Origin of the sequence: Stappia sp. TSB10GB4, from assembly GCF_900185745.1 — a bacterium.
GTDB lineage: Bacteria > Pseudomonadota > Alphaproteobacteria > Rhizobiales > Stappiaceae > Stappia.
The window spans coordinates 144,866-167,262 of the sequence record NZ_FYAV01000038.1; the positions used below are offsets into that span (position 1 = coordinate 144,866).

Below are 22,397 nucleotides of genomic sequence, written 5' to 3' on the forward strand. Positions count from 1 at the left end.
GGCGAGCGCGGGGCCGGATGCGCGGCCCGCGACGGGGATTACATGCGGAAGACGCCGAAACGGGTCTCCGGAACCGGGGCGTTGAGCGCGGCGGAGAAGGCAAGGCCGAGCACCGTGCGGGTCTCCTCCGGCAGGATGATGCCGTCGTCCCACATCCGCGCCGTAGCGTAATAGGGATGGCCCTCCGCCTCGTATTTTTCGCGGATCGGCGCCTTGAAGGCGGCCTCCTCCTCGGCGCTCCAACTGCCGCCGTCGGCCTCGATATTGTCGCGCCGGACGGTGGCCAGCACGCTCGCCGCCTGCTCGCCGCCCATCACGGATATCCGCGCGTTCGGCCACATGAACAGGAAGCGCGGAGCGTAGGCGCGCCCGCACATGCCGTAATTGCCCGCACCATAGGAGCCGCCGACAATCACAGTCACCTTCGGCACCCGGGCGCAGGCGACCGCCGTCACCAGCTTGGCGCCGTCCTTGGCGATACCCCCGGCCTCGTACTCCCGCCCGACCATGAAGCCGGTGATGTTCTGCAGGAACAAGAGCGGAATGCGGCGCTGGCAGCACAGTTCGATGAAATGCGCGCCCTTCAGCGCCGATTCCGAGAACAGGATGCCGTTGTTGGCGACGATGCCGACGGGGATACCCTGGATGCGGGCGAAGCCCGTCACCAGCGTCGTGCCGTAATTCGCCTTGAACTCGTCGAACTCCGAGCCGTCGACGATGCGGGCGATGACCTCGCGGATATCATATTGCTTCTTGAGGTCGACCGGCACCACCGCGTCGAGATCGCGCGGATCGACCACCGGCGCCCGCGCGGGGGCAAGCGCCAGATCCGGCGCCTTGCTGCTGTTGAGATTGGCGACGATGCGGCGCGCCTGGGCCAGCGCCTGATCGTCGTCGACCGCGTAGTGATCGGCGACGCCGGAGATGCGGGTATGCACCTCGGCACCGCCCAGATCCTCGGCCGAAACCTCCTCGCCGGTCGCCGCCTTGACGAGGGGCGGACCGGCCAGAAAGATCGTGCCCTGCTGCCGCACGATGATGGTTTCGTCAGACATTGCAGGGACATAGGCCCCGCCGGCGGTGCACGAGCCCATCACCACGGCGATCTGCGGGATGCCCATCGCCGACATGTTGGCCTGGTTGAAGAAGATCCGGCCGAAATGGTCGCGGTCGGGAAACACCTCGGTCTGGTTCGGCAGGTTGGCGCCGCCGGAATCGACCAGATAGATGCAGGGCAGCCGGTTCTCCATGGCGATCTCCTGCGCCCGCAGGTGCTTCTTGACCGTCAGCGGATAGTAGGTGCCGCCCTTGATGGTGGCGTCGTTGCACACGATCATGCAGTCGCGGCCCGAAACCCGGCCGATGCCGGTGATAAGCCCGGCCCCGTGGATCGCGTCGTCATAGAGGCCATGGGCCGCAAGGCCGCCGATTTCCAGGAACGGACTGCCGGGATCGAGCAACCGGGCGACGCGCTCGCGCGGGAGCAACTTGCCACGCGCCAGATGCCGCTGGCGCGCCCGCTCGGGGCCGCCGAGCGCCGCCGCATGCCGCTTGCCCAAGAGGTCGGCGCGAAGCTCGGCCCAGGCGGCGCGGTTCGCCTCCACCTCCGGCCCGTGGGTCGTGGAATTGCTGCGCAGGATCGCCACCTGGTTATCCCCCCGGTTGCTGTCGGGATGAGACGGATATCGCCGCTCCCGACCTGTCGGTTTCTTGCTGAGCGGGACAGTGAATGACGCTTACGTTTTAGTCAATACCATCCGTATTTCTCTTTTATTTCATTATGTTATTTTTCACTCAATCGACCTCGTCGGCGTCGACGACCCAGGGTTCGCTCGCCGCCCCCTCCCGCCACTCGGCCAGGATCGGATGCGCCATGACCGCCTCCGCATAGGCGCGCTCGACCTTGCCCAGCGGCAGCAGGTAGGTCAGAAACCGGGTGACGACGGGCGCGAAGAAACAGTCGGCGGCGGAAAACGGCCCGAACAGGAAATCCCCCTCCCCGGCATGGTCGGCGCGGCAGTCCCGCCAGATCTCCCGCATCCGCGCAATGTCCCGCATGGCATCGGGCGAGCGCGGATGCGGCGCCGGCGTGCGCCGCAGGTTCATCGGGTAATGCCCGCGCAGGTCCGGAAAGCCGGAATGCAACTCGGCGCAGAGCGAGCGCGCCCGCGCCCGCGCCGCCCCGTCCAGCGGCCACAACCGACCGGCCGGCGCCCGCTCGGCCAGATATTCGATGATCGCAAGGGAATCCCACACGGCGAGCTTGCCATCGACCAGCACCGGCACCCGCGCCGCCGGAGAGATCGCCTTGACCCGACTGGCGAATTCCGGCGTGTCGAGCGGCACCAGCACCTCCTCGAAGTCAAGCCCGGAAAGCTTCGCCGCCGCCCAGGCCCTGAGCGACCAGGAGGAATAGGTCTTGTTGCCGATCACCAGTCTCATTCATGCGCTCCCGTACAAAACAGCGAAATAACGCCGACCTAACGTAACCCTTCGTAAATCTGACAGGGCTAGACTCGTCACTTACTCCCCGCACCCCCCGTCCCGACAAGGTCCGATGATCGCCGTTTCGTTGCAAGCCTCCAGACCGGCTTCGGTCGGCTACGCGCTGCTTGTCGCCCTCTCCCTGATGGTGTCGCTGACGGCGGCGCTGGCGAAACCTGTCCCCGCCGCCGCCGACGCCCAGGCGTTCCGCGTCACCAACACCGCGGTGCTGACCCGCACGCCCGACGGGGTCACGGCGACACCGGGCGAACTCGACCAGCGCATCGTCCATATCTCGCTGTGCAAGACCGGCGAGAACCTGCTGCTCGACATCGGTACGCGGTTGAAATTGTGGAAGATTCCGGACGGGCTCGCGCGCATAGACTGGCCGCAGGGCACGGGCACGGCGCTGTCGCGCGACGACGCGATCGCCCTGTCCGGCCAGGCCACGGCGGCCGATGTGCCCACCTGGGGCGCCGAGGTGATCTGGCCGGACCTTGGCCCGGTAACGCTTGTCCTCTTCGAGACGAGCCCGGAAAGCTATGGCGGCCTGCTGTCCAGCACCCCCTCCGGGGTGCCGGTGCTGCGGCAGATGATGTTTCAGACCCTCACCCCGCGCTCCCGGCCGCGCGCGCCCGGCATGCCCCGCTCCTATCCCGGCGTCGAGACGCTAGCCGATTGATGCGGCTGCCTGTTTGGGGGCGCTGCCGGGAAGCTCGACCGGGCCGCCCGCCTCCCGCCAGGCGGAAAATCCCCCGCCGACATGGGCGACCGGGGCCAGCCCCATCTCCTGCACCGCGCGGGTCGCCAGCGCCGAGCGCCAACCGGCGGCACAGAAGAAGACGAAGCGCTTGTCCTCGCCGAAGACCGGCTTGAAATAGGGGCTCTCCGGGTCGATCCAGAACTCCAGCATGCCGCGCGGCGCATGCACCGCGCCGGGGATACGCCCCTCCCGCTCCAATTCGCGGATGTCGCGGATATCCACGAAGACGGTGCCGGGATCGCCATGCAGCGCCACCGCCGCGCCGACCTCCAGGGTCTCGACCACGGCCTCGGCCTCGGCGAGCAAGGCCTTGTATCCCCTGATGATCCGTCCCGTCATCGCGCTCTCCTCGCAGTCCGGCCGCTCGCCGGCAAGGCCGCCATTGTTTGCCGGGCCCTGCGCAAATGACAAGCCCTGTCCCCGCGCGCGGCGGCGCGAAAGCGTCGGCGGAAAACGCGAAAGGGCGCGGATGTCTCCGCGCCCCTGGCAATTTCTGCAGTTTGATTTTCGCAGTTCATGTGGCCGTCCGGCGCCTCCGCCTTCGCGGGCGCAGCATGTCCTATTGGACGATGGCCACCGTCGCGGGCGTGACATCCCCGCCGAACACATACATCAGCGCAAGTGCGCCACCCGCCAGGAGAACGACCCAAGCCGTTACGCCCCAACAGGATTTCTGAACCTGTTCGTCCATGAAGTTCCTTGTTGTCCGAGTGTTGCGGCGCGTGTTTGCCCCCCGCGCTCACGTTCGGTCCGAGGCGGCATTTAACGATTTGGCAATAATTTCGCAAGCGCAAAAAAAGGACAAGCTGACCTGCACGTCACGCATGACAGTTTGATGAACCGCCCCAATCCTCTCGGGATTTTTGCGAGAAACCGCGCCGGAAAATTGCGACGAGCCTCTCAAAATTCGCCGAAATCCGTCTCAAATTTTGAGAAATTTCGAGACTCCCGTCTCGAAATCGCAACCCGGCATCGCCGCCGAAAACGGGGATAAGCGCCGGCGCAGACAAACAGTCGATGAGACATGCAGCCAACGGGGACAAGTGCCGGGGCCGGCCGCGAACGGACCGGCCCGCCGGCCGCCTCACGCGATCGAGCGGGAGGCCTCGCGCACCTTCACCGTCGCCTGCTCGACCCGCTCGGTCTCCTGCGACAGCGACTGCATGTTGGAGCTGATCGCCGCGACGCCCGCATGGGCCTGCTGCATGTTGCTCGAAATGTCGCGGGTGACGATCGACTGCTCCTCGATCGCCGTGGCGACGCTCGACGAAATGTCGCTGATCTCCTCGATGATCGTCATGATCGACCGGATCGAGCCTTCCGCCTGCGACGACGACCCCTGCACCAGGGCGATGCGCGCACTGATATCCTCGGTCGCCTTCGAGGTCTGCGCCGCAAGGCTCTTGACCTCGCCCGCGACGACGGCAAAGCCCCTGCCGGCCTCGCCCGCGCGCGCCGCCTCGATGGTCGCGTTGAGCGCCAGCAGGTTGGTCTGCGCCGCGATGCTGTCGATCAGTTCCAGCACCTCGCCGATCTTTCCGGCATTCGCCGCCAGTTCGCTCATCACGGCGGAGGACTCGCGCGCCTCGTCCACCGCCCGGCCCGCCACCTGCATGGCCTGGTTGACCTGCCGGGTGATCTCGCTGATCGAGGCGACCAGTTCCTCCGTCGCCGAGGCGACCGCCTGGACATTGCCGGACGCCTGCAGCGAGGAGGCGGAGGCATCGACCGCCCGCCCGCTCGCCTGGGCGATGGCCGCGGCAACCGAATCCAGATCCGCGTCGATCTGCTTCTGCACAGCCTCCCGGTGCCTGCGCAGGGAGACCTGCTCCGTGCGATCGGTGGCGAACTTGACCACCTTCACCGGCTTGCCGTCCTCGTCGAGGATCGGATTGTAGGTGCCCTGGATCCACACCTCCTTGCCGCCCTTGCCGAACCGCCGGAACTCGTTCGACTGGAACCGCCCGCCCCGCAACTCGTCCCAGAACCGCCGATACTCGGGGCTGCGCGCCTGGTCCTCGCCGACGAACAGGCTGTGATTGCGGCCGACGATCTCGTCGAGCCGGTAGCCCATCGTCTTGAGAAAGTTGTCGTTCGCCTCAAGGATGGTGCCATCCATGGCAAAGCTGATCACTGCCTGGGAGCGGCGGATCGCCGCGATTTCGCCGGCCGTCTCGATGGCGCGGCGCTTGGCCTCGGTGATGTCGGCGGCGACCTTGACCACCCGGACGATGCGCCCCGCCCGGCCGAGGACCGGGTTGTAGGACGCCTGCAACCAGATGTCGCGCCCCTCCTTGCCCGTGCGGCGGAACTCTCCGGACAGCGCCTGGCCGCGCGCCAGCCCCGCCCAGAACGCGCGATACTCGGCGCTCTCGCGGTCTTGCGGCCTGACGAACATGCCGTGATGCTTGCCGCGGATCTCGTCGAGCCGATAGCCGACCGCCTTCAGGAAATTCTCATTGGCATTGAGGATCGTGCCATCGGGTGTGAACTCGATGATGGCCTGCGACCGGCCGATTGCCTCGATGAGCGCCTTCTTCCCATTGTCGAACATTATTTTCCATGCTCCCAGGTCTCTACCCGCAAGCATGCCTGGGAGGGTTTTAAAAAACCTTAATCCAATAAGTACGATCGTCAACCTTACGTAGGAAACAATATGAAAATACATCCAAGTAGTAAGGTAATATCCGTATAAGAACCTTGTTTTCGGCATTCGAGCGGGATCGCGAACGGGACCGGAAGCCCGACCGGCAAGGTTCCGCACCCGCGGCCAGCAGTGGACCACGGCACCGGCGCAGTTGATCGGCGCCGCGCGCGGGGCCAGACTTCCTCACCGCAACGGAAAGCTCAAGGGGCCCGCATGATGATCGATCTGGCCGGAACGGATCTGGCGGCGCTGGCCTGGTTCGTCGCCGCCTGGCTCGGCTTCAACGTCGTCGTCGAACTGTCGCCGCTGAAGACGCGCACGCTGTCGCACCAGATGAACCTGCACCGGCGCGGCTGGATGGAGATGATGAGCCGCCGCCCGGTGCGGATCATGGATGTCGGCATCGCCGCCGGCCTGCAGCAGGGCACCGGCTTTTTCGCCTCCACCTCGCTGCTGGCGATCGGCGGCTGCTTCGCGCTGCTGACCTCGACCGAATCGATCCTGAAGATGATGAGCGACCTCGGCCTGAAGGGCGGCGGCAGCCCGGCCGTCTGGGAGCTGAAGGTGATCGGCCTGACGCTGATCTATGCCTATGCCTTCTTCAAGTTCGGCTGGGCCTATCGCCTGTTCAACTACGCGACGATCCTGATGGGCGCGATGCCGGAGGAAAACGCGCCGCGGGAGCACCGCGACGCCTTCGCCGAGCGCGCCGCCGGGATCATGGTGCTCGCCGGCACCCACTTCAACCGCGGCCAGCGGGCCTTCTTCTTCTCGGTCGGCTATCTCGGCTGGTTCATCGACCCGCGCGTCTTCATGGCGACGACGTTCTTCGTCGTCTGCGTGCTGGTGCGCCGTCAGTTCGCCTCGCGGGCAAGGGCGCTGGCCGCCTCGCTGCACCAGCTCCCGTCGGCGCCGATCGAGCCGGCCGGCGGCATGAACACCGACACCGGCGCCTCGAACCCCTTCACCCGGTAGCGGCCGAGGGCGCCGGCGTGGCAGCCCATCAGGTCGGCGATGGCCTCGGAGACGAGAATCTCCTGGTCGAGGTCGCGGGTCAGCCCGGCAAGACGCGAGGCGAGATTGACCACCGGCCCGACCACCGTGAAGTCGAGCCGCGCCTCCGCCCCGACATTGCCGAAGAACACGTCGCCCGCATGCAGGGCGATGCCGACGCGCAGCGGCGGCTTCTCGTCGCAGCAGTCGCGGTTCATCTCGGCGATCGCCGCGCTCGCCTCGCGCGCCGCCAGCAGCGCCTGGCGCGCGGCGGTGCGGGCGCTGTCGTCGCAGCCATAGGGAAAGACGGCCATCACCTCGTCGCCGATGAACTTCAGCACCTCGCCGTCATGCGCCTCGACCGCGCGGGTGACCGCGTCGAAATAGGCGTTGAGCAGCTTGATCAGCTTGTCGCCGGGAAGGGCGTTGGAGAGTTCGGTGAAGCCGCGCAGGTCGAAGAAGCCGACCACGGCGGAGATCGTCTCGCCGTCGCCGCGCGTCACCGTGCCGGCCAGCACTCGCGCGCCGGCGCGCCGGCCGACATAGGTGTCGAGCAGGGTCTGGCTCATGCGCTTCAGGGTGTAGAGCTCGCACAACAGCCCCAGCGGCCGGGCGATGGTCTCCAGCAGCGAGATCTGCGCGCCGGTGAAGCCGCCGGCGCGGCGGGTGGCGAAGGTGACGCCCTTCACCGACCCGTCGGAAAACGGCAGCGGCAGCGCGAGATAGTCGGTATAGCCGGCCTCCAGCAGCTCCGGCACGATGCCGTAGTCCGGCAACTCGCCGCCCGCGGCAAGGCGGATGCGGACGCTGCGGCGCTCGGAGAACACCACCTTGAACGGGCTGTTGTCATAGGCCTTGAGGCTCTCGGGCGTTTCCATGTAGCGGCGCAGCTCGAGCCCCTTCTCAGGGGTCCAGGTGACGCCTTCCGTGCGCACGTTGGGATGCAGCACGGTGATGCCGGTCACCACCCGGTCGATGCGCACGCCGGCCTCGTTGAGGCGCAGCGCCAGCATCTCGATCAGCACCGAGATCTCCTCGACCCGCACCGCGTCGCCATGCAGCCATTCCATGACCTCGGCGGCGACCAGACTTGCGCTGATTGTCATGTTCTCACCCCTCCGGCCTGTCGTCGCCGGTCTCCGCAATGCCGATGGCTGTCCCCGCGCCGCACGGCACGGGCAACGGGTCGTGCGCAGGCCGCCCCCGCGCACTGGCGCTTATTTGGGTCGCCCGGACACGCAATGGAAGATGCAGCCGCAACTTCGTGATGCAACCGGCGATCCGGATGCCGCGATCCGGCGTCAGTGGATCTTGCGCTTCTTCGCCTTCGCCGCATAGGGGTTGTCGCCCTTGCGATAGCTGAGGCGGATCGGCGTGCCGGGCATGTTGAAGGTCTCGCGCAAGCCGTTGACGAGGTAGCGCGTGTAGCTTTCCGGCAGCGCCTCGGGGCGCGAGCAGAAGACGACGAAATGCGGCGGGCGCGCCTTCACCTGGGTGACGTAGCGCAGCTTGATGCGCCGGCCGGCCACCGCCGGAGGCGGATGGTGGACGAGAACGCCGTCGAGCCAGCGGTTGAGCCGGGAGGTGGAGACGCGCCGGTTCCACATGTCATAGGCTTGGAAGGCGGCCTCCATCAGCTTGTCGAGGCCGCGCCCGTGCAGGCCGGACAGGGTGACGATGCGCACGCCGCGGATCTGGTTGAGATAGCGCTCCGAGGCATCGGAGATGCGCTGCATCGCCTCGGCGCGGTCCTCGATCAGGTCCCACTTGTTGATGGCGATGACGAGGGCGCGGCCCTCGCGGGCGACCAGATCGATGATCTGCAGGTCCTGCTTCTCGAAGGGAATGGTTGCGTCCAGCGTGACGATCACCACCTCGGCGAACTTGATCGCCCGCAGCGCGTCGGCGACGGAGAGCTTTTCCAGCTTCTCCTGCACCCGCGCCTTGCGGCGGATGCCGGCGGTGTCGAACATCTTGACGTGCCGGTCGCGCCAGACCCAGTCGACGGAGATGGAATCGCGGGTGATGCCGGCCTCCGGGCCGGTCAGCAGCCGCTCTTCCCCCAGGAAGCGGTTGATCAGCGTCGACTTGCCGGCATTGGGACGGCCGACGACGGCCACGCGCAAGGGACGCTGGGCGCTGCCGGCGGCCGGGCCCTTGTCCTCTTCCTCCACCACCTCGCCATCCTCGTCGGTGGCGAGATCGACATCGGTCTCGGCGACCTCGGCCGGCGCCAGCGCCGCCTCGGCGGCGCGCACCTGCGCATCCGCGGCGGCGGCCTCGCGCTCATCGACCGCGTCGACCACCGGCCGCAGCGCCTGGTAGAGATCGGCAAGGCCCTCGCCATGTTCGGCCGACATCGCCACCGGCTCGCCGAAGCCGAGGCCGAACGCCTCGTAGAGCCCGCCCTCGCCCGAGCGCCCCTCCGCCTTGTTGGCGATCAGGATCACCGGCTTGTCGGCGCGCCGCAGCATGTTGGCGAAATGGCTGTCGCTCGGTGTCACCCCGGCGCGCGCGTCGACGACGAAGAGCACCGCGTCGGCATCGGCGATCGCCTCCTCGGTCTGGGCGCGCATGCGCCCCTCCAGGCTGGCGGCGTCGGCCTCCTCGAGGCCGGCGGTGTCGAGAATGGTGAAGCGCAGGTCGCCGAGACGGGCATCGCCCGGCCGGCGGTCGCGGGTCACGCCCGGCGTGTCGTCGACCAGCGCCAGCCGCTTGCCGACGAGACGGTTGAAGAGGGTGGACTTGCCGACGTTCGGGCGTCCGATGATGGCGATCTTGGCAGGCACGTCCTGGAACCCCGGAAATGGCGAAGGCCCCGGCGGAATACACCCGCCGCGGGCCCGGATCAAATGAAGCATCCCGCGCCGGCACGGCGCGGGATGCGGGAAACGCGGGAGCGGGCCGGCGGGAGCGCCGGCGCCCCGTCAGTTGAACGCGACGACGTCGCCCTTGGCGGTGATCGTCACCAGCCGGTCGCCGGCGACGATCGGCGTCACATAGATGTTTTCCGAGGTCGACGAGGTGCCGAGGATCCGGCCCGACGCCGCATCCACCCGCGCCATGCGGCCATCGCTCGACACCGCGACCAGCACGCCGTTGGCGAGCACCGGTCCGGCCCAGTTGATGCGGCTCTTCTTCTTGCCCTCGACATTGGGCAGCACGGTGCGCCACAGCGGCTTGCCGCTGGAGCGCTCCAGCGCGACGATGCGGTCCTCGATGTCGATCAGGAAGACGCTGCCGCCGGAGACGATCGGCGTGTGCAGCGAGCCGACATCCTGCTCCCACACCCGCTCGCCGGTGCGCAGACGCGAGGCGACCAGACGGCCGGAAACGCCGGAGGCGAAGACCATGTCGCCATTGACCACCGGGCTTGCCGCGACATCGGAAAAGCCGGAGACGGCGCGGGTGCGGTAGGAGCGGGTGACGCCCTCAACCCATTTCGGCTCGCCGTTCTTCATGTCGAGCGCCATCACCTCGCCGGAGGTGAAGGGCACGATGACGGTGCCGCCGGAAATCGCCGGATTGGCGAAGGCGAGCAGGCCGCTGTTCTCGGCGATGCCGGTATAGGTCCAGCGCTCGGCGCCGTCATCCTGCGAGGCCGCATGGACCTCGCCGGTCTGGGTGACGGCGACGACGAGGCCGCCGGCCGCGGCCGGTGCCTGACGGGCCGGCGCATTGATATCCTTCGTCCACAGCACCGCGCCGGAGCCGGCATCGAGCGCCACGAGCTGGCTGTAGCCGGTGGCGACGAAGACGCGGCCGCCCTCGGCGGCGACGCCGCCGCCAGAGGCCACGCCGCTCTCGCCCTCGGGCCGCAGCGAACGGCTCCACAGGCGGCCGCCATTGGTCGACAGCGCCGTGACCTCGCCATTCTGGTTGTAGACGAAGATCCGGCCATTGGCGGAAACGGGGCGCGCGGCAATGCGCACATTGCCGGAGAACATGCCGCCGCCGGAACTGCCGATCGAGGCGCGCCAGGCGCGCCCGCCGGTGACATTGGCCGCGACATTGCCGGGATTGTTGGCGGCATCACCGCCGCCCTGGCGCCACTCGACGCCGCTCGCCGCGCCGATGCTGGCGGCGCGGCCGCCGCTTTCGGTGCCCGGAAGCGTGGTGTCGAACAGCGCCTGGCGCTCGCCCGGCAGCACCGTGTCCTTCGAGAACGGGTTGAGGTCGGCGACCGTCTCGCAGCCGGCCAGCGCCAACCCCGCCAGCGACAGGGTCGCCGCACGCAGGACGGTGGTAAACGTCATCCGGGACCTCCGGAAAGATGTGGGGCGAAGGCTCGGGCAGACGGTCATCACGACCCCTCCCCGGCCGGCTTGCCTTCGGCGGCGTCGATCAGGTCGCGCAGGGTGCGGGCCCGCGAGGCGACGTCGCCCGGCACGCCTTCCTGCTCGACGATGCCGCCGATCCAGCGGCGCGCGGCGGCCGTGTCGCCCTGCTTCCAGGCCGACAGCGCCAGCGCCTCACGCGCAAGGAAGCGCCAGCCGTTGTCGTCGCCGGCAAGGGCTTCGAGCCGGCTGGTGGCGCCGGCGTGATCTTCAAGGTCGAGGGCGAGATAGCCGGCGCGCAGCCGGGCGATGTCGCGCAGCAGCCGCTCCGAACGCCCGTCGTCGGCGATCTGGTCGAAGGCGGCGATGGCGCCGGCCGCATCGCCCGCCTGCGCCTTCAGCGCCGCCGCGCGCATGGCGGCCAGTTGCGGATAGCCGCCGGGACCGCGGGCAAGCTCCGCCAGCCGCGCCTCGGCCTCGGCGAAACTGCCCTGGTCGGCCAGCCGCGCCGCCGAGACATAGACGTCGCCCGCCTCGCGCCCCGCGGTCTGCTGCCAGTAGACCCAGCCGCGCCAGGCGGCCGTGCCGGCGACGATGAGGACGGCAATGGCGATCAGGTAGGTGCCGAAACGGTTCCACAGGCGCTTGTAGCGCTCGTGCCTGATCTCCTCGTCGACCTCGCGAAAAATGTCGGACATACGCTGCGAATTCCCGATACTTGAGCAATACGCCGCCCGGTCTGCCGGCGCGGCGCGGCGCCACCATATCCATTTGCCCTTCTGCTGGCAAACGACACGGGTTGCGCGGCAGGAGCCCGGAACGACGGCCGGAGACGGCTCTGCGTCCCTCCCCTTGCGCGTCTTCATGGCGCAAGTGAGGCAGGCGGCGGGTCCGCTCCGGCGCGCGCCCGCCGCGCCCCCTGGCTGCCGGACGGCGGCTGTCCTTAGAAGATGGGCACGCCGATCAGCCATTCATGCAGGAACAGCACGAAGGCGATGTAGAGGCCGAGGCCGACCGCGATGGCGACGATGTCGCTGGCCAGCGACGGTACGCCGGCCGTCGCCCCGCCCAGCGTCGCCGGGCGCCGCTTCAGCGAGATCCGGTCGACCACCGCCCAGACGAGGAACGAGCCGAACAGCAGGACCGAGGCGGCATCGCCATTGGCCAGCAGATGCGAGACGGCCCAGATCTTCACCGCCAGCACCATCGGGTGCTTGACCACCATCTTGATCCGCCCGATCGGTCCGCCGGAGGCGACCAGCAGCACGAAGACCGGCAGCATCAGCAGCGTGGTCAGGTGACGCAGCCAGACCGGCGGATAATAGAGGATCGCCGGGCCTTCCGCCCGCGCCGCGCCATAGCCATAGACCAGCAGCACGAAGCCGACGATGGAGCCGATGCTGAACAGGATCCGGTAGGTGCCCGCTCCGAACCGGGCGCGCAGGCGCTCCCGCAGGCCGGTCATCATCGGCAGCAGGTGGACGCCGAAGAACACGACGAGTCCCAGAACGAGCAGGGTCATGGCGTTGGAATCTCCCTCTTTCCGGCGCAGGGTTGACCGCCCGCGCGGCGTGGTCAAGCGGCACAGGGCCAAGCCGCCGGGAGGCGACGCGACTGTTGCAGGAATGCGACGGTCGCCCGGCGACGGGCCGCCGGCCCGCCCGATCCGCAAAAAACCCGATTGCGGACCAATTCAAGCCGCAACCGGCTTGGAGAATCACTGCAGGTGGGCTCATAGTTCGCGCGCCTGGAGGTGGGATGAGATGCCGATTCGCGACAGGCGGAGCAGTCCGCGCCACCGCACCCTGAAAAGCGGCCGGATCGTCCTCGACGACGGGGCGAAGGTGCACGAATGCCGCGTCCGCAACCTGTCGGACGATGGCGCCCTGCTGAAACTGCCTAGCACCGCCGAGATTCCCGACCGGTTCGAACTGCGCATCGTCAACGAGGAGATCGCCGTCGCCGCCCTGGTGCGCTGGCGCACGGCGACCGAGATCGGCGTGCAGTTCCTGCGCGAGAACGACGAGACGGCGGACTGAACCCGCCGTCTTCTTTCCGTCTTCTATCCGTCTCTTCCCGCGGTCTTTCCGTCAGGCCGGGGCAGGCCCGCGTGCCGGCGCCCGCCGCACCGCCCTCTGCGCCGCCCAGACCCCTGCAAGAACGAGACACACCCCGGCGATCTGCGACGGCGCCAGTGCCTGGCCGAGCAGCCCCCAGCCGAGCAGCACGGCGGTGGTGGGGCTGAGGAAGCCGAGCGAGGCGACCGCCGAGGGCTCCAGCCGCGAAATGCCGCGAAACCACAGCACATAGGTCAGCGCGCTGGACAGGCTCATATAGAGAAAGCCGGTCATGTTGCGCGCGCTCGGCGCCGGCGGCAGCGGCTCCAGCAGCAGCGCCATCACCACCAGCAGCAGGCCGCCGGCGGTGAGCTGCCAGGCCGCGAAGACGAGCGGCGAGACCGGCGGCTGCCAGCGGCGGGTCAGCACCGTGCCGAAGGCCATCGACACCGCTCCGCCGAGCGCCGCCGCAAGGCCGATGGCATCGAGCGCCGCCTCGTTGCGCAGCACCAGCAGCGCAACGCCCGCGAGCCCGGCAAGCGCCGCCGCCACCGCCAGCGGCCGGATCGCCGTGCCGAGCAGCATCGCCGCGACGAAGATGACGATCAGCGGCTGCACCGCCCCGACCGTGGCGGCGATGCCGCCGGGCAGCCGGTAGGCGGCGATGAACAGCAGCACCATGAAGATGGCGAAGTTCAGCGCGCCGAGCACGAAGGCGCGCCAGATCCACTGCCCGCGCGGCATCTGGCGCACGATCAGCAGCAGCAACAGGCCGGCCGGCAGCACGCGGGCGGCGGAGACGAAGACCGGATGACCGGGCGGCAGCAGCTCGGTGGTGACGATATAGGTGCTGCCCCAGACGATCGGGGCAAGCGCGGTCAGCAGCAGGTCGGAAGCGCGGAACATGGCGGCCTCGTTTGAGGAAGGCGGGAACGGGCCGGACGACAGGCGCGCCGCCCGGCGATCTTGGCGGGAGCGGCAGGGGCAGACAAGCCCCTCGCCCGGCACGGTCAGGCGTGCGAGAGCACCTCGGGGAGCGGGCGGCGCGGCTTCTGCGGCCAGTTGCCGGGCGCGGCCGGGCCGACGGCCAGCAGCATCACCGGCACCTCGCCGTCCGCCAGGCCGAACCCGGCCGTGACCTTGGCCGGCTCGAAGCCGACCATCGGCCCGCTGGCAAGCCCCCTGGCGGCCGCCGCCAGCATCAGGAAGGAGGCGGCAAGGGTCGCCGAGCGCACGGCCTCGTCGCGCGCGGCGACCGGGTCCGCGCCATAGGTGCCGGCCACCGCATCGACCCAGCCGGCGGCCATGTCGGCGGGCATGAACCCGGCCTCGACGGAGGGGCGCAGCCGGTCGCCGAGGCTGGCTGCGTCCGGATGGCTGCCGACGATGATGAAGGTGACGGCGGCCTCCGACACCTTGGCCTGATCATAGGACGCCGCGCGCAGCCGCGCCTTGGCCTCCGGCGAGGCGACGGCGATGAAGCGCCAGTTCTGCAGGTTGTAGGCGCTCGGCGCGCGGGTGGCGAGGCGGATCAGCTCCTCGATCTGCCCGCGGTCGAGACGGGCGTCGGGGTCGAACCGATTGGCCGAGACGCGATTTTCCAGAACGGTGACGATGTCGGTGGCGATAGCGGTGGCGCTCATGACGAGGATCTCTCCGTGAGTGGGCCGGGAGCCCGTGCTCCCGTCGGTGCCCAAGAGATATTCCCGTTCCATTCTCGCGATAATCCGGCTATTTATCCGATCACTCGCAACCAAAAGTGAACAATCATGGATCAACTCACCGCGCTTCGCGTCTTCCGCCGGGTGGTCGACGAGGGCTCCTTCGCCGGTGCCGCGCGTAGCCTCTCGCTGTCGCCGGCGGCGATCAGCAAGAATATCGGCGAGCTGGAGGCGCATCTCGGCGTGCGCCTGCTCAACCGCACGACGCGGCGCATGAGCCTGACCGAGCCGGGCCGGCTCTACCATGAACAGGTGGCGCGCATCCTCGACGACCTGACCGAGGCGGACGGCTCGATGCAGCCGCTGCGCCACCGGCCGAGCGGGCTGTTGCGGGTGGCGGCGCCGATCTCGCTCACGGTCACCCGCCTGTCGCGTACGATCACCGCCTTCATGCAGGCCTATCCCGACGTGGAGATCGACCTGCACCTGGACGACCGGCGGGTCGATCTCGTCAAGGACGGCTTCGACGTCGCCATCCGCGGCACGGCGAAGCTGGAGGACACCAGCCTGGTCGCCCGCCGGCTGATGGCGATGCGCCATGTGATCTGCGGCGCGCCAAGCTATTTCGACGGGGCCGGCCGGCCACACCGTCCGGAAGAGCTCGCCTCGCACCGGATCGTGCAGTTCTCGCTGTCGGGCAATGCCAGCGAATGGGCGCTGGAACGGGAGGGCGAACGGGTGACGCTGCCGGTCGCAAGCCGCTACCGGGCGTCGACCAGCCTTGCGGTGCGCGAGGCGCTGCTGGACGGCTACGGCCTGTCGCTGATCCCGGCGTCTTATGTGCGCGAGGACATCGCCGCCGGACGGCTGGAGACCGTGCTGGACGGCTGGGCGCCGGCGGACACGCAGGTCTATGCGGTCTATCCCTCGCGCCGCTACCTGCTGCCGAAGGTGCGCGCGCTGATCGACTTTCTCGCCGAGGATCTGCGGAGCGACGCGTGAGGCGCTTCAGCGCGGGGCCTTGAGCGCGGCGAACCAGAAGCCGAGGCAGAGGACCAGCGCACCGACGAAGACCGCGACGAGCACCGCGCCATAACCGCCCGACGCCTGCCACAGCAGCGCGGCAGCCAGCGGGGCGCCCGCCCGCATCAGGTTCATCGGCCCAATCAGCGAGCCGTTGACCGCGCCATAGGCCTCGCGGCTGACCATTTCCGGCACGGCGAGACCGCGCACGATGGTGATCATGCCGTTGGCCGCGCCATAGAGGGCGGCGATGGCGCCGATCACCAGCACCGAGGGCGGGGCGAAGGCAAGCGCGGCGATGGCGAGCGGAAAGACGGCGACCACGGCCGAGCCGATCAGCCGCACCGGCGCGCCCGGCGCCAGCACGCGGATGGCGATGCGCCCGGCAACCTGGGCCGGGCCGATCACCGTCATCACCATGACCACCCCGGCCGCATCCAGCCCCCGCTCCAGCAGCAGCGGATAGAGATGATAGATCAGCGCGGACACCGCCGCCGAATAGGAGACCCAGGCCAGCATCAGCCCCCAATAGGACGGCCGGCGCATCGCCGCCGCCACCGCCCGGCGGCCCGACAGCGGCGCGCTGCCGTCCTCATGCACGGGTGCCGGCGCATCGCGCGCCGGGTTGATCGCCGCGAAATACAGCGCAGCGCACAGGAGGCCGTTGACGGCGGCCATCACTATCAGCGCCCCGCGCCAGCCCTGCGTCTCGATCAGGAGCTGGATGATCGGGATGAAGACGGTGCTGGCGAAGCCCCCCCACAGGGTCAGCGTGGTGATGCCGCCGCGCGCCCGCAACGGGCCGACGCGACGGGCGATGACGGCGAAGGCCGGCTCGTAGAGCGTCGCCGCCTGCAGCATGCCGAGCCCGGCGAGCACCACATAGAAGGCGGCGATCTCCTCCACCTGCGACCAGGCGAGCAGCAGCAGGCCGGCCAGCACCGAGGCGCCCGCCATGATGTAGCGCCCGTGCCCCCGGTCGATCGCCGCCCCGACCGGATAGGCGGCAAGGCTGGCGAGCACCACGCCGAGCGTCGCCGCGCCATAGAGCACCGGCTTCGACCAGCCGAGATCGGCGCGCATCGCCTCGGCGATCAGCGGAAAGCCGTAGAACAGCGTGCCCCAGGAACAGATCTGGGCGATGCCGAGCGCGGTGATGAACCAGCCGGCTGCGGCCGGCGGCGCATCACCGCCAAGGAGGCGCTGCGACATGTCTTCTGTCATCCTCGTGAAAGCGCGCCGGACAATGGCCGGACGATGGGAGGCAGGGTCAGGTGGCGGGGTCGGACGCAGATGCGCCCCGGCAGGAGGGAGGCGCATCGGCAAGATCGGAAGGGCGGGTGCCGTCGGCGCAGCACTCGTCGGCGAGATAGCCGAGCAGTGCCCGCATGGCGGGGTAATGAGCGCGGCAGATCAGCGTCGTCGCCTGACGCTCGCGCGTGACGAGGCCGGCATCGACAAGCTGCTTGCAGTGATGGGATAGGGTCGAGGCGGGAATGTCCAGCCGCTGCTGGATGCGACCGACGGCAAGCCCTTCGGCGCCGGCCCGCACCAGCATGCGATAGATCCGCAGCCGGAGCGGATTGCCCAGCGCCAGCAATTGGGCCGCCACCTGCTCCAGCCGCTCCGTCATCAGCCGTAAGCCTTGTTCGAGAAAACTCGAACAAGGCTTACGGCAGTCAGGCAGGCCCCGCAAGGGCTTTCGTCGGCAGGTAGCGGGACGCAGGCGTCAGTTCACGCTGCCCGCTCCGGCGCCCCGCTCGTACCAGCCGCGCGAACGGTTGACGATCCAAACCACCGACAGCATCACCGGCACCTCGACCAGCACGCCAACGACGGTGGCGAGCGCCGCACCGGAATTCAGCCCGAACAGCGCGATGGCCGCGGCGACGGCGAGCTCGAAGAAATTCGAAGCGCCGATCAGGGCAGACGGGCCGGCGACGCAGTGCCGCTCGCCGGTCATCCGGTTGAGCAGATAGGCAAGGCCGGAATTGAAATAGACCTGGATGAGGATCGGCACGGCGATCAGCGCGATGATCAGCGGCTGGGCGATGATATGCTCGCCCTGAAAGCCGAACAGCAGCACCAAGGTGGCGAGCAGCGACACCAGCGAGATCGGCTGCATGACGCGCACCAGCCGGTCGAGCGCCGACTGGCCGCCCATCCGGAGCAGATGCCGCCGCACCGCCTGCGCGACGATCACCGGCAGGACGATGTAGAGCAGCACCGAGATCAGCAATGTGTCCCAGGGCACCGTGATCGCGGACAGGCCCAGCAGCAGGCCGACGATCGGCGCGAAGGCGACGATCATGATCACGTCGTTGAGCGCCACCTGCGACAGGGTGAAGTTGGGCTCGCCGCGCGTCAGGTTGGACCAGACGAAGACCATCGCCGTGCAGGGCGCCGCCGCCAGGATGATCAGGCCGGCGATATAGGAGTCGATCTGGCTTTCCGGCAGCCAGGGCCGGAACAGGTAGCCGATGAACAGCCAGCCGAGCAGCGCCATCGAGAAGGGCTTGACCGCCCAGTTGATGAACAGCGTCACGCCGATCCCGCGCCAGAAGGTGCCGACCCGGGCAAGCGAGGCGAAGTCGACCCGCAGCAGCATCGGCACGATCATCAGCCAGATCAGCACCGCCACCGGCAGATTGACCTGTGCCACCTCGGCAGCAGCGATGACCCTGAACAGCCCCGGCAGCAGGTGCCCGAGCCCGATCCCGGCGACGATGCACAGCGCCACCCAGACCGTCAGATATTTCTCAAAGAAGCTGATGGGCGGCGCGGCAGGCGCGCCAGCCCCGATGGCATGATCCGTCATGGTGATGTCCTGAAGTGTTCAACCCGCCCGGGGCAGGTCGCGGCCGATATCCGTGAGCCGCGACTGCAGCGTCATGCGGTCGAGCGAGGCGAGCGGCAGGGAGGTGAAGATCGAGATGCGGTTGGCGAGCATGCGGTAGGTGTCGGCGAAGGCGAGCGCGATCTCGCTCGGCAAGCCCTCGACCGCGGCCGGGTCCGGCACGCCCCAATGGGCGGTCAGCGGCTGGCCGGGCCACACCGGGCAGGCCTCGCCGGCGGCGTTGTCGCAGACGGTGAAGACGAAATCCATCACCGGCGCACCGGGCTGCGCGAACTCCTCCCAATTCTTGGAACGGGCAAAGCCCGTGTCGTGGTTGAGCTTTTCGAGCAGGGCCAGCGCCTGCGGATGCACCGCGCCCTTGGGCTGCGAGCCGGCGGAAAAGGCCTTGAACCGCCCCATTCCCTCGCGATTGAGGATCGCCTCGGCGAGGATCGACCGGGCCGAGTTGCCGGTGCACAGGAACAGCACATTGAAGACGCGGTCGCTCATTCGTCCCTCCTTGGTCCGCCCGTTCTCCGTCCGGCGGACGATCAGCAATTGCAGGTCACCGCCTCGATCACCGGGCGGCAGAGTTCGGGCGCGCCGTTGCAGCAGTCCTCCATCAGGAAGGCCAGCAGGTCGCGGAAGCCGGTCATGTCGGCGATGTAGCGCACGCTGCGCCCGTCGCGCTCGGCCCGCACCAGGCCGGCCTGGGCCAGCGTCTTGAGATGGGCCGAGACGGTGTTCTGCACCGCCCCGAGACGGGTCGCGACCTCGCCGGCGGCGACGCCTTCCGGCCCGGCCTTGACCAGCAGGCGGAAGATGTCCAGCCGGGTCTCCTGCCCGAGGGCGGCCAGCGCGGCGAGTGCGGACAACTTATCCATTTATCTCTCCTTCTGGATATATGGATACATTATCCCGCCCGCCCCCGCAAGCGGCTTGACGCGCGCCTCCGCATTCGCCAATGATGAAACGTTATCACATAACAAATCAGGATCCCGCCGCATGCGCCTCTTCGTCAATCCGTTCGCCCCGAAGGGCGTGCGCCCCGCCAACGCCGCAGCGGCCGCAAACAGCGCGGAGGCGGAGGCGGAACGGCACGCCCTGCGCGAGCGGGTCAAGCAGGCGGTGCGTCAGGTGCTGGCACCCGGCGCGGAGGCGGTGATCTCGGTCAGCGAGCTTGCCTGCGGCGAGGACGGCTGCCCGGACGTGGAGACGGTGATCGGCATTCACGAGGCGGGAGTGCCTGCGCGCCGGCTGCGCCTGCACATGCCGCTGGCCGAGGTCGGCCTTGCGGATATCGCGGCGGCGGCCGACGATACCTGCTGCACCGCCCCGCAGGAGCCGACCGCATGAGCACCAATCCCGTCGACCTGATGACCGAGCGCCTGCTGGACGAGGCCGGCATCGCGCCCGGCTGGACGGTGGTCGATATCGGTTGCGGCACCGGCGCGGTGACGCGGATGATCGCCCGCCGCGTCGGGCCGCAAGGCTGGGTGCTGGCCGTCGACCGCGATCCCGCCATGCTGGAGATGACCCGGCGGATGGCGGCGGACGAGGGCCTTGCCAACGTCACGGTGATCGAGGGCGGCTTCGACGCGGAGCTTCCCGGCCACGGCACGCTGGACGCCGTCGTCGGCCGCAGGGTGCTGATATACCAGCAGGATCCGGTCGCGGCGGTCGAAGCGATCAGCAGCGCCCTCAAGCCCGGCGGGGTCGTCGCCTTTCACGAGCACGACGCCTCGAAGCTGGTGCCGGGGCGCCATCCCCTGCCCCTGCATGACGAGGTGCGCGACTGGCTGGCGCAGATGCTGCGGCGGGAAGGCGCGCGGCTCGACATGGGGCTGACGCTGCACGAGGTGATGAGCGCGGCGGGCCTTGCCGTCGAGAGCCTGCGGGCGGAGGCGAACCTTTTGACGCCGGACAGCAGCTATCCGGTCGGCATGATCGTGCGCGCGGTGATGCCCCGGCTCGAGCGCTTCGGCATTACCGACATGGCCAGCGCCGATCCGGACACGCTGGACGAGCGGCTGCGCCAGGAGCGGCAGGCGAGCGGCGCCACCTGCCTGTGGGAACTCGTTTTCCGCGCTGTCGCCCGGAAGGTGTGAGCGCAGATCCGCCCCGCCCCATTGACCGGTACTATCGTTCGATATAATGAACTATTGTACGAAGAAATGGATGGACCGCGGAAATGGCACGGCATGTCGGCATCATCGCCTGTTCGGCGGAAGGGGCGGCGGAGTGCTACCGCACCCTGTGCGCGGAAGCCGAAGCTCTGCTTGGGCCCCATGGCAATCCGCCGGTCAGCCTGCACATGCAGCCGCTCACTGAGTATGTCCGTCATCTGGAGGCGGGGCGCGCCGATCTCGTCGGCGAATTGATGCTCGACAGCGCCCGGCGGCTCAAGGCGTCCGGCGCGGAACTGCTGATCTGCCCGGACAACACCATCCATCAGGGCTTGGCCCATGTGGCGGAGCGCCTGCCCCTGCCTTTTCTCCATATCGCCGAGGTGGTGGCGGAAGAGGCCGCGCGGCGCGGCTTCCGACGGCTGGCGCTGACCGGCACGGTGTGGCTGACGGAGAGCGACGTCTACCCGCAGGCGCTCGGCAGGCAGGGCATCGCGACCGTGCTGCCGACAAGGGCGGAGCGGGCCGAGATCGGCCGCATCATCATGGACGAACTGGTGCGCGGCAGGCTGGAACCCTCGGCGGAGGCCTATTTCCAGCAGGTCATCGGCCGCATGGCGCGCGAGGACGGATGCGATGCCGTGGTGCTCGGCTGCACGGAAATCCCGCTGCTGATGAATGACGGCAATTCGCCGCTGCCGACGCTCGATTCGACGCGGCTGCTGGCGCTCGCCGCCCTGCGCCATGCGATAGAGGGATGATCTGCCGGCCCTAGCTGTGCTCGATGATCAGCACGGCGCGGGTGTCGGGCACCAAGGCCTCGAAGGTGTGAGGGGCGTCCGCCGGATAGGCGGCATAGTCGCCGGCGGCAAGCTCGACCTCGCGGCCTCGCGGCCCCAGACGCGCGCGGCCGCACATCACCACCACATGCTCGCGCGTGCCCGGCCCATGTGCCGCAGAGAGATGGCCCGCAGAGAGATGCGGCGCGCCGGGCGCCGCCTCGATCACATAGAGATCGCGCCGCGTGCCGGGACCGGCCGCAGACAGCAGCCGGGCGAGATAGTCGGCATGGTCGGAGCGGGTCGCCGGCCCCTCGCCGGCGCGGATCACCTCGATCTCTTTGCGCGGCTCCTCCAGCAACGCGGCGACGCTGACGCCCAGCGCATCGGCGAGCCTCCACAAGGTCTCGATGGCGGGATTGCCGCTGCCCGCTTCGAGCTGGGACAGGGTCGACTTGGCAAGGCCGGCCGCGCGCGCCAGTTCGCTCGCCGACAGGCCGGCGCGCAGGCGCTCGCGCCGCACCGCCGCGCCGACCAGAGCGCCGATGCCGGTTGCCCCTTTCGCGTTCTCGCTGCCGTTCACCTGCCCGCCTTTTCCCCGCCGTGCCCGGCCACCGTGCGCCGGACTGGATGCGGCCACTGTAGAAGTGCGCGCCCTGTGGGACCATCCCACCTGTCGAGATTTCCCCGGAGGGACGCTTTCCTGCCTTCGTAGATTTCCCCTCGTGACAGACGCACGCGACACGGCTAG

24 protein-coding genes and 1 pseudogene are annotated in these 22,397 nt (G+C 68.8%); 7 read left to right on the top strand and 18 right to left on the bottom strand.

Annotation, left to right across the window (positions count from 1 at the left end):
- Nucleotides 1-38: 38 nt before the first annotated feature.
- Both TSB10GB4_RS08065 and TSB10GB4_RS08070 read right to left on the bottom strand, forming a co-directional pair.
- Nucleotides 39-1,646: a carboxyl transferase domain-containing protein gene (locus TSB10GB4_RS08065; RefSeq protein WP_186395306.1), complete on the bottom strand. Its 1,608-nt coding sequence runs from the start codon at nt 1,644-1,646 to the stop codon at nt 39-41.
- Between the two features lie 148 nt (nt 1,647-1,794).
- Entirely contained in the window at nt 1,795-2,442 is a 648-nt protein-coding gene (locus TSB10GB4_RS08070) for a glutathione S-transferase family protein (RefSeq protein ID WP_186395307.1), read from the bottom strand.
- A 115-nt stretch (nt 2,443-2,557) separates the two neighbouring features.
- Here TSB10GB4_RS08070 and TSB10GB4_RS08075 point away from each other — a divergent pair, with 115 nt between their 5' ends.
- Nucleotides 2,558-3,166 (top strand): hypothetical protein, encoded by a 609-nt coding sequence (locus tag TSB10GB4_RS08075; RefSeq protein WP_186395308.1) that lies wholly within the window; start codon nt 2,558-2,560, stop codon nt 3,164-3,166.
- Here the strand turns inward: TSB10GB4_RS08075 and TSB10GB4_RS08080 are convergent.
- The 3 genes from TSB10GB4_RS08080 to TSB10GB4_RS08085 all read right to left on the bottom strand — a co-directional run bounded on the left by TSB10GB4_RS08080 (nt 3,155) and on the right by TSB10GB4_RS08085 (nt 5,801).
- Nucleotides 3,155-3,586, bottom strand: a complete 432-nt coding sequence (locus TSB10GB4_RS08080; RefSeq protein ID WP_186389085.1) for a rhodanese-like domain-containing protein — start codon at nt 3,584-3,586, stop codon at nt 3,155-3,157. The genes TSB10GB4_RS08075 and TSB10GB4_RS08080 overlap by 12 nt on opposite strands.
- A gap of 220 nt (nt 3,587-3,806) precedes the next feature.
- A complete protein-coding gene (locus TSB10GB4_RS23955) occupies nt 3,807-3,938 on the bottom strand; it encodes a hypothetical protein (RefSeq protein ID WP_256376565.1) in 132 nt (43 codons plus the stop codon).
- 393 nt (nt 3,939-4,331) lie between these two features.
- The gene (locus TSB10GB4_RS08085; RefSeq protein ID WP_186395309.1) at nt 4,332-5,801 is read right to left on the bottom strand and encodes a PAS domain-containing protein; all 1,470 of its coding nucleotides are present in this window, start codon (nt 5,799-5,801) and stop codon (nt 4,332-4,334) included.
- Between the two features lie 306 nt (nt 5,802-6,107).
- Here TSB10GB4_RS08085 and TSB10GB4_RS08090 point away from each other — a divergent pair, with 306 nt between their 5' ends.
- Nucleotides 6,108-6,869 (top strand): DUF599 domain-containing protein, encoded by a 762-nt coding sequence (locus tag TSB10GB4_RS08090; protein WP_244570850.1) that lies wholly within the window; start codon nt 6,108-6,110, stop codon nt 6,867-6,869.
- 44 nt (nt 6,870-6,913) lie between these two features.
- On the opposite strand, the pseudogene TSB10GB4_RS24035 reads toward TSB10GB4_RS08090, so the two are convergent.
- The 5 genes and pseudogenes from TSB10GB4_RS24035 to TSB10GB4_RS08110 all read right to left on the bottom strand — a co-directional run.
- Nucleotides 6,914-7,993 (bottom strand): annotated as a pseudogene (locus TSB10GB4_RS24035) (adenylate/guanylate cyclase domain-containing protein); the annotation flags it as partial.
- Between the two features lie 195 nt (nt 7,994-8,188).
- Nucleotides 8,189-9,676, bottom strand: coding sequence for a ribosome biogenesis GTPase Der (gene der, locus TSB10GB4_RS08095; protein ID WP_186395310.1), 1,488 nt, complete (start codon nt 9,674-9,676; stop codon nt 8,189-8,191).
- A gap of 138 nt (nt 9,677-9,814) precedes the next feature.
- Entirely contained in the window at nt 9,815-11,143 is a 1,329-nt protein-coding gene (locus tag TSB10GB4_RS08100) for a PQQ-binding-like beta-propeller repeat protein (protein WP_186395311.1), read from the bottom strand.
- Nucleotides 11,144-11,190: 47 nt separating this feature from the next.
- Nucleotides 11,191-11,862: a tetratricopeptide repeat protein gene (locus TSB10GB4_RS08105; protein WP_186395312.1), complete on the bottom strand. Its 672-nt coding sequence runs from the start codon at nt 11,860-11,862 to the stop codon at nt 11,191-11,193.
- 245 nt (nt 11,863-12,107) lie between these two features.
- A complete protein-coding gene (locus TSB10GB4_RS08110; protein ID WP_186395313.1) occupies nt 12,108-12,686 on the bottom strand; it encodes an NnrU family protein in 579 nt (192 codons plus the stop codon).
- Nucleotides 12,687-12,927: 241 nt separating this feature from the next.
- Here TSB10GB4_RS08110 and TSB10GB4_RS08115 point away from each other — a divergent pair, with 241 nt between their 5' ends.
- Complete coding sequence (locus TSB10GB4_RS08115) at nt 12,928-13,203, top strand: PilZ domain-containing protein (RefSeq protein WP_186395314.1); 276 nt, start codon at nt 12,928-12,930, stop codon at nt 13,201-13,203.
- 51 nt (nt 13,204-13,254) lie between these two features.
- Here the strand turns inward: TSB10GB4_RS08115 and TSB10GB4_RS08120 are convergent, their stop codons facing one another.
- Both TSB10GB4_RS08120 and TSB10GB4_RS08125 read right to left on the bottom strand, forming a co-directional pair.
- On the bottom strand, nt 13,255-14,127 hold the full coding sequence (locus tag TSB10GB4_RS08120; protein WP_186395315.1) for an EamA family transporter: 873 nt from the start codon (nt 14,125-14,127) through the stop codon (nt 13,255-13,257).
- Between the two features lie 104 nt (nt 14,128-14,231).
- Entirely contained in the window at nt 14,232-14,864 is a 633-nt protein-coding gene (locus tag TSB10GB4_RS08125; RefSeq protein ID WP_186395316.1) for a nitroreductase family protein, read from the bottom strand.
- Nucleotides 14,865-14,990: 126 nt separating this feature from the next.
- On the opposite strand from TSB10GB4_RS08125, the gene TSB10GB4_RS08130 reads away from it, so the two are divergent.
- A complete protein-coding gene (locus TSB10GB4_RS08130) occupies nt 14,991-15,884 on the top strand; it encodes a LysR family transcriptional regulator (RefSeq protein WP_186395317.1) in 894 nt (297 codons plus the stop codon).
- A 6-nt stretch (nt 15,885-15,890) separates the two neighbouring features.
- Here the strand turns inward: TSB10GB4_RS08130 and TSB10GB4_RS08135 are convergent, their stop codons facing one another.
- The 5 genes from TSB10GB4_RS08135 to TSB10GB4_RS08155 form a co-directional block, all read right to left on the bottom strand.
- A complete protein-coding gene (locus TSB10GB4_RS08135) occupies nt 15,891-17,117 on the bottom strand; it encodes an MFS transporter (RefSeq protein ID WP_244570851.1) in 1,227 nt (408 codons plus the stop codon).
- A 58-nt stretch (nt 17,118-17,175) separates the two neighbouring features.
- A complete protein-coding gene (locus TSB10GB4_RS08140) occupies nt 17,176-17,538 on the bottom strand; it encodes a helix-turn-helix transcriptional regulator (RefSeq protein WP_186395319.1) in 363 nt (120 codons plus the stop codon).
- 96 nt (nt 17,539-17,634) lie between these two features.
- The gene (gene arsB, locus TSB10GB4_RS08145; RefSeq protein ID WP_186395343.1) at nt 17,635-18,678 is read right to left on the bottom strand and encodes an ACR3 family arsenite efflux transporter; all 1,044 of its coding nucleotides are present in this window, start codon (nt 18,676-18,678) and stop codon (nt 17,635-17,637) included.
- A 63-nt stretch (nt 18,679-18,741) separates the two neighbouring features.
- Nucleotides 18,742-19,251, bottom strand: coding sequence for an arsenate reductase ArsC (locus TSB10GB4_RS08150; protein ID WP_186395320.1), 510 nt, complete (start codon nt 19,249-19,251; stop codon nt 18,742-18,744).
- 41 nt (nt 19,252-19,292) lie between these two features.
- Nucleotides 19,293-19,625 carry a helix-turn-helix transcriptional regulator gene (locus TSB10GB4_RS08155; RefSeq protein WP_186395321.1) on the bottom strand — a complete coding sequence of 111 codons (333 nt, stop codon included), beginning with the start codon at nt 19,623-19,625 and terminating at the stop codon, nt 19,293-19,295.
- Between the two features lie 121 nt (nt 19,626-19,746).
- Here TSB10GB4_RS08155 and TSB10GB4_RS08160 point away from each other — a divergent pair, with 121 nt between their 5' ends.
- The 3 genes from TSB10GB4_RS08160 (at nt 19,747) to TSB10GB4_RS08170 (ending at nt 21,628) form a co-directional block, all read left to right on the top strand.
- Nucleotides 19,747-20,097, top strand: coding sequence for a hypothetical protein (locus TSB10GB4_RS08160; RefSeq protein WP_186395322.1), 351 nt, complete (start codon nt 19,747-19,749; stop codon nt 20,095-20,097).
- Nucleotides 20,094-20,849: a class I SAM-dependent methyltransferase gene (locus TSB10GB4_RS08165; protein ID WP_186395323.1), complete on the top strand. Its 756-nt coding sequence runs from the start codon at nt 20,094-20,096 to the stop codon at nt 20,847-20,849. Before TSB10GB4_RS08160 ends, TSB10GB4_RS08165 begins: the two co-directional genes overlap by 4 nt.
- Before the next feature lie 83 nt (nt 20,850-20,932).
- Nucleotides 20,933-21,628 carry an aspartate/glutamate racemase family protein gene (locus tag TSB10GB4_RS08170; protein ID WP_186395324.1) on the top strand — a complete coding sequence of 232 codons (696 nt, stop codon included), beginning with the start codon at nt 20,933-20,935 and terminating at the stop codon, nt 21,626-21,628.
- Nucleotides 21,629-21,638: 10 nt separating this feature from the next.
- On the opposite strand, the gene TSB10GB4_RS08175 is transcribed toward TSB10GB4_RS08170, so the two are convergent.
- Entirely contained in the window at nt 21,639-22,229 is a 591-nt protein-coding gene (locus tag TSB10GB4_RS08175; protein WP_208984576.1) for a helix-turn-helix domain-containing protein, read from the bottom strand.
- Between the last annotated feature and the right edge of the window lie 168 nt (nt 22,230-22,397).

Coding starts and splice junctions, on each gene's coding strand:
- TSB10GB4_RS08070 (WP_186395307.1), bottom strand. CDS start 2,442: ATGAGACTGGTGATCGGCAACAAGACCTATTCCTCCTGGTCGCTCAGG.
- TSB10GB4_RS08075 (WP_186395308.1), top strand. CDS start 2,558: ATGATCGCCGTTTCGTTGCAAGCCTCCAGACCGGCTTCGGTCGGCTAC.
- TSB10GB4_RS08080 (WP_186389085.1), bottom strand. CDS start 3,586: ATGACGGGACGGATCATCAGGGGATACAAGGCCTTGCTCGCCGAGGCC.
- TSB10GB4_RS23955 (WP_256376565.1), bottom strand. CDS start 3,938: ATGGACGAACAGGTTCAGAAATCCTGTTGGGGCGTAACGGCTTGGGTC.
- TSB10GB4_RS08085 (WP_186395309.1), bottom strand. CDS start 5,801: ATGTTCGACAATGGGAAGAAGGCGCTCATCGAGGCAATCGGCCGGTCG.
- TSB10GB4_RS08090 (WP_244570850.1), top strand. CDS start 6,108: ATGATGATCGATCTGGCCGGAACGGATCTGGCGGCGCTGGCCTGGTTC.
- TSB10GB4_RS08100 (WP_186395311.1), bottom strand. CDS start 11,143: ATGACGTTTACCACCGTCCTGCGTGCGGCGACCCTGTCGCTGGCGGGG.
- TSB10GB4_RS08105 (WP_186395312.1), bottom strand. CDS start 11,862: ATGTCCGACATTTTTCGCGAGGTCGACGAGGAGATCAGGCACGAGCGC.
- TSB10GB4_RS08110 (WP_186395313.1), bottom strand. CDS start 12,686: ATGACCCTGCTCGTTCTGGGACTCGTCGTGTTCTTCGGCGTCCACCTG.
- TSB10GB4_RS08115 (WP_186395314.1), top strand. CDS start 12,928: ATGCCGATTCGCGACAGGCGGAGCAGTCCGCGCCACCGCACCCTGAAA.
- TSB10GB4_RS08120 (WP_186395315.1), bottom strand. CDS start 14,127: ATGTTCCGCGCTTCCGACCTGCTGCTGACCGCGCTTGCCCCGATCGTC.
- TSB10GB4_RS08125 (WP_186395316.1), bottom strand. CDS start 14,864: ATGAGCGCCACCGCTATCGCCACCGACATCGTCACCGTTCTGGAAAAT.
- TSB10GB4_RS08130 (WP_186395317.1), top strand. CDS start 14,991: ATGGATCAACTCACCGCGCTTCGCGTCTTCCGCCGGGTGGTCGACGAG.
- TSB10GB4_RS08135 (WP_244570851.1), bottom strand. CDS start 17,117: ATGTCGCAGCGCCTCCTTGGCGGTGATGCGCCGCCGGCCGCAGCCGGC.
- TSB10GB4_RS08140 (WP_186395319.1), bottom strand. CDS start 17,538: ATGACGGAGCGGCTGGAGCAGGTGGCGGCCCAATTGCTGGCGCTGGGC.
- TSB10GB4_RS08150 (WP_186395320.1), bottom strand. CDS start 19,251: ATGAGCGACCGCGTCTTCAATGTGCTGTTCCTGTGCACCGGCAACTCG.
- TSB10GB4_RS08155 (WP_186395321.1), bottom strand. CDS start 19,625: ATGGATAAGTTGTCCGCACTCGCCGCGCTGGCCGCCCTCGGGCAGGAG.
- TSB10GB4_RS08160 (WP_186395322.1), top strand. CDS start 19,747: ATGCGCCTCTTCGTCAATCCGTTCGCCCCGAAGGGCGTGCGCCCCGCC.
- TSB10GB4_RS08165 (WP_186395323.1), top strand. CDS start 20,094: ATGAGCACCAATCCCGTCGACCTGATGACCGAGCGCCTGCTGGACGAG.
- TSB10GB4_RS08170 (WP_186395324.1), top strand. CDS start 20,933: ATGGCACGGCATGTCGGCATCATCGCCTGTTCGGCGGAAGGGGCGGCG.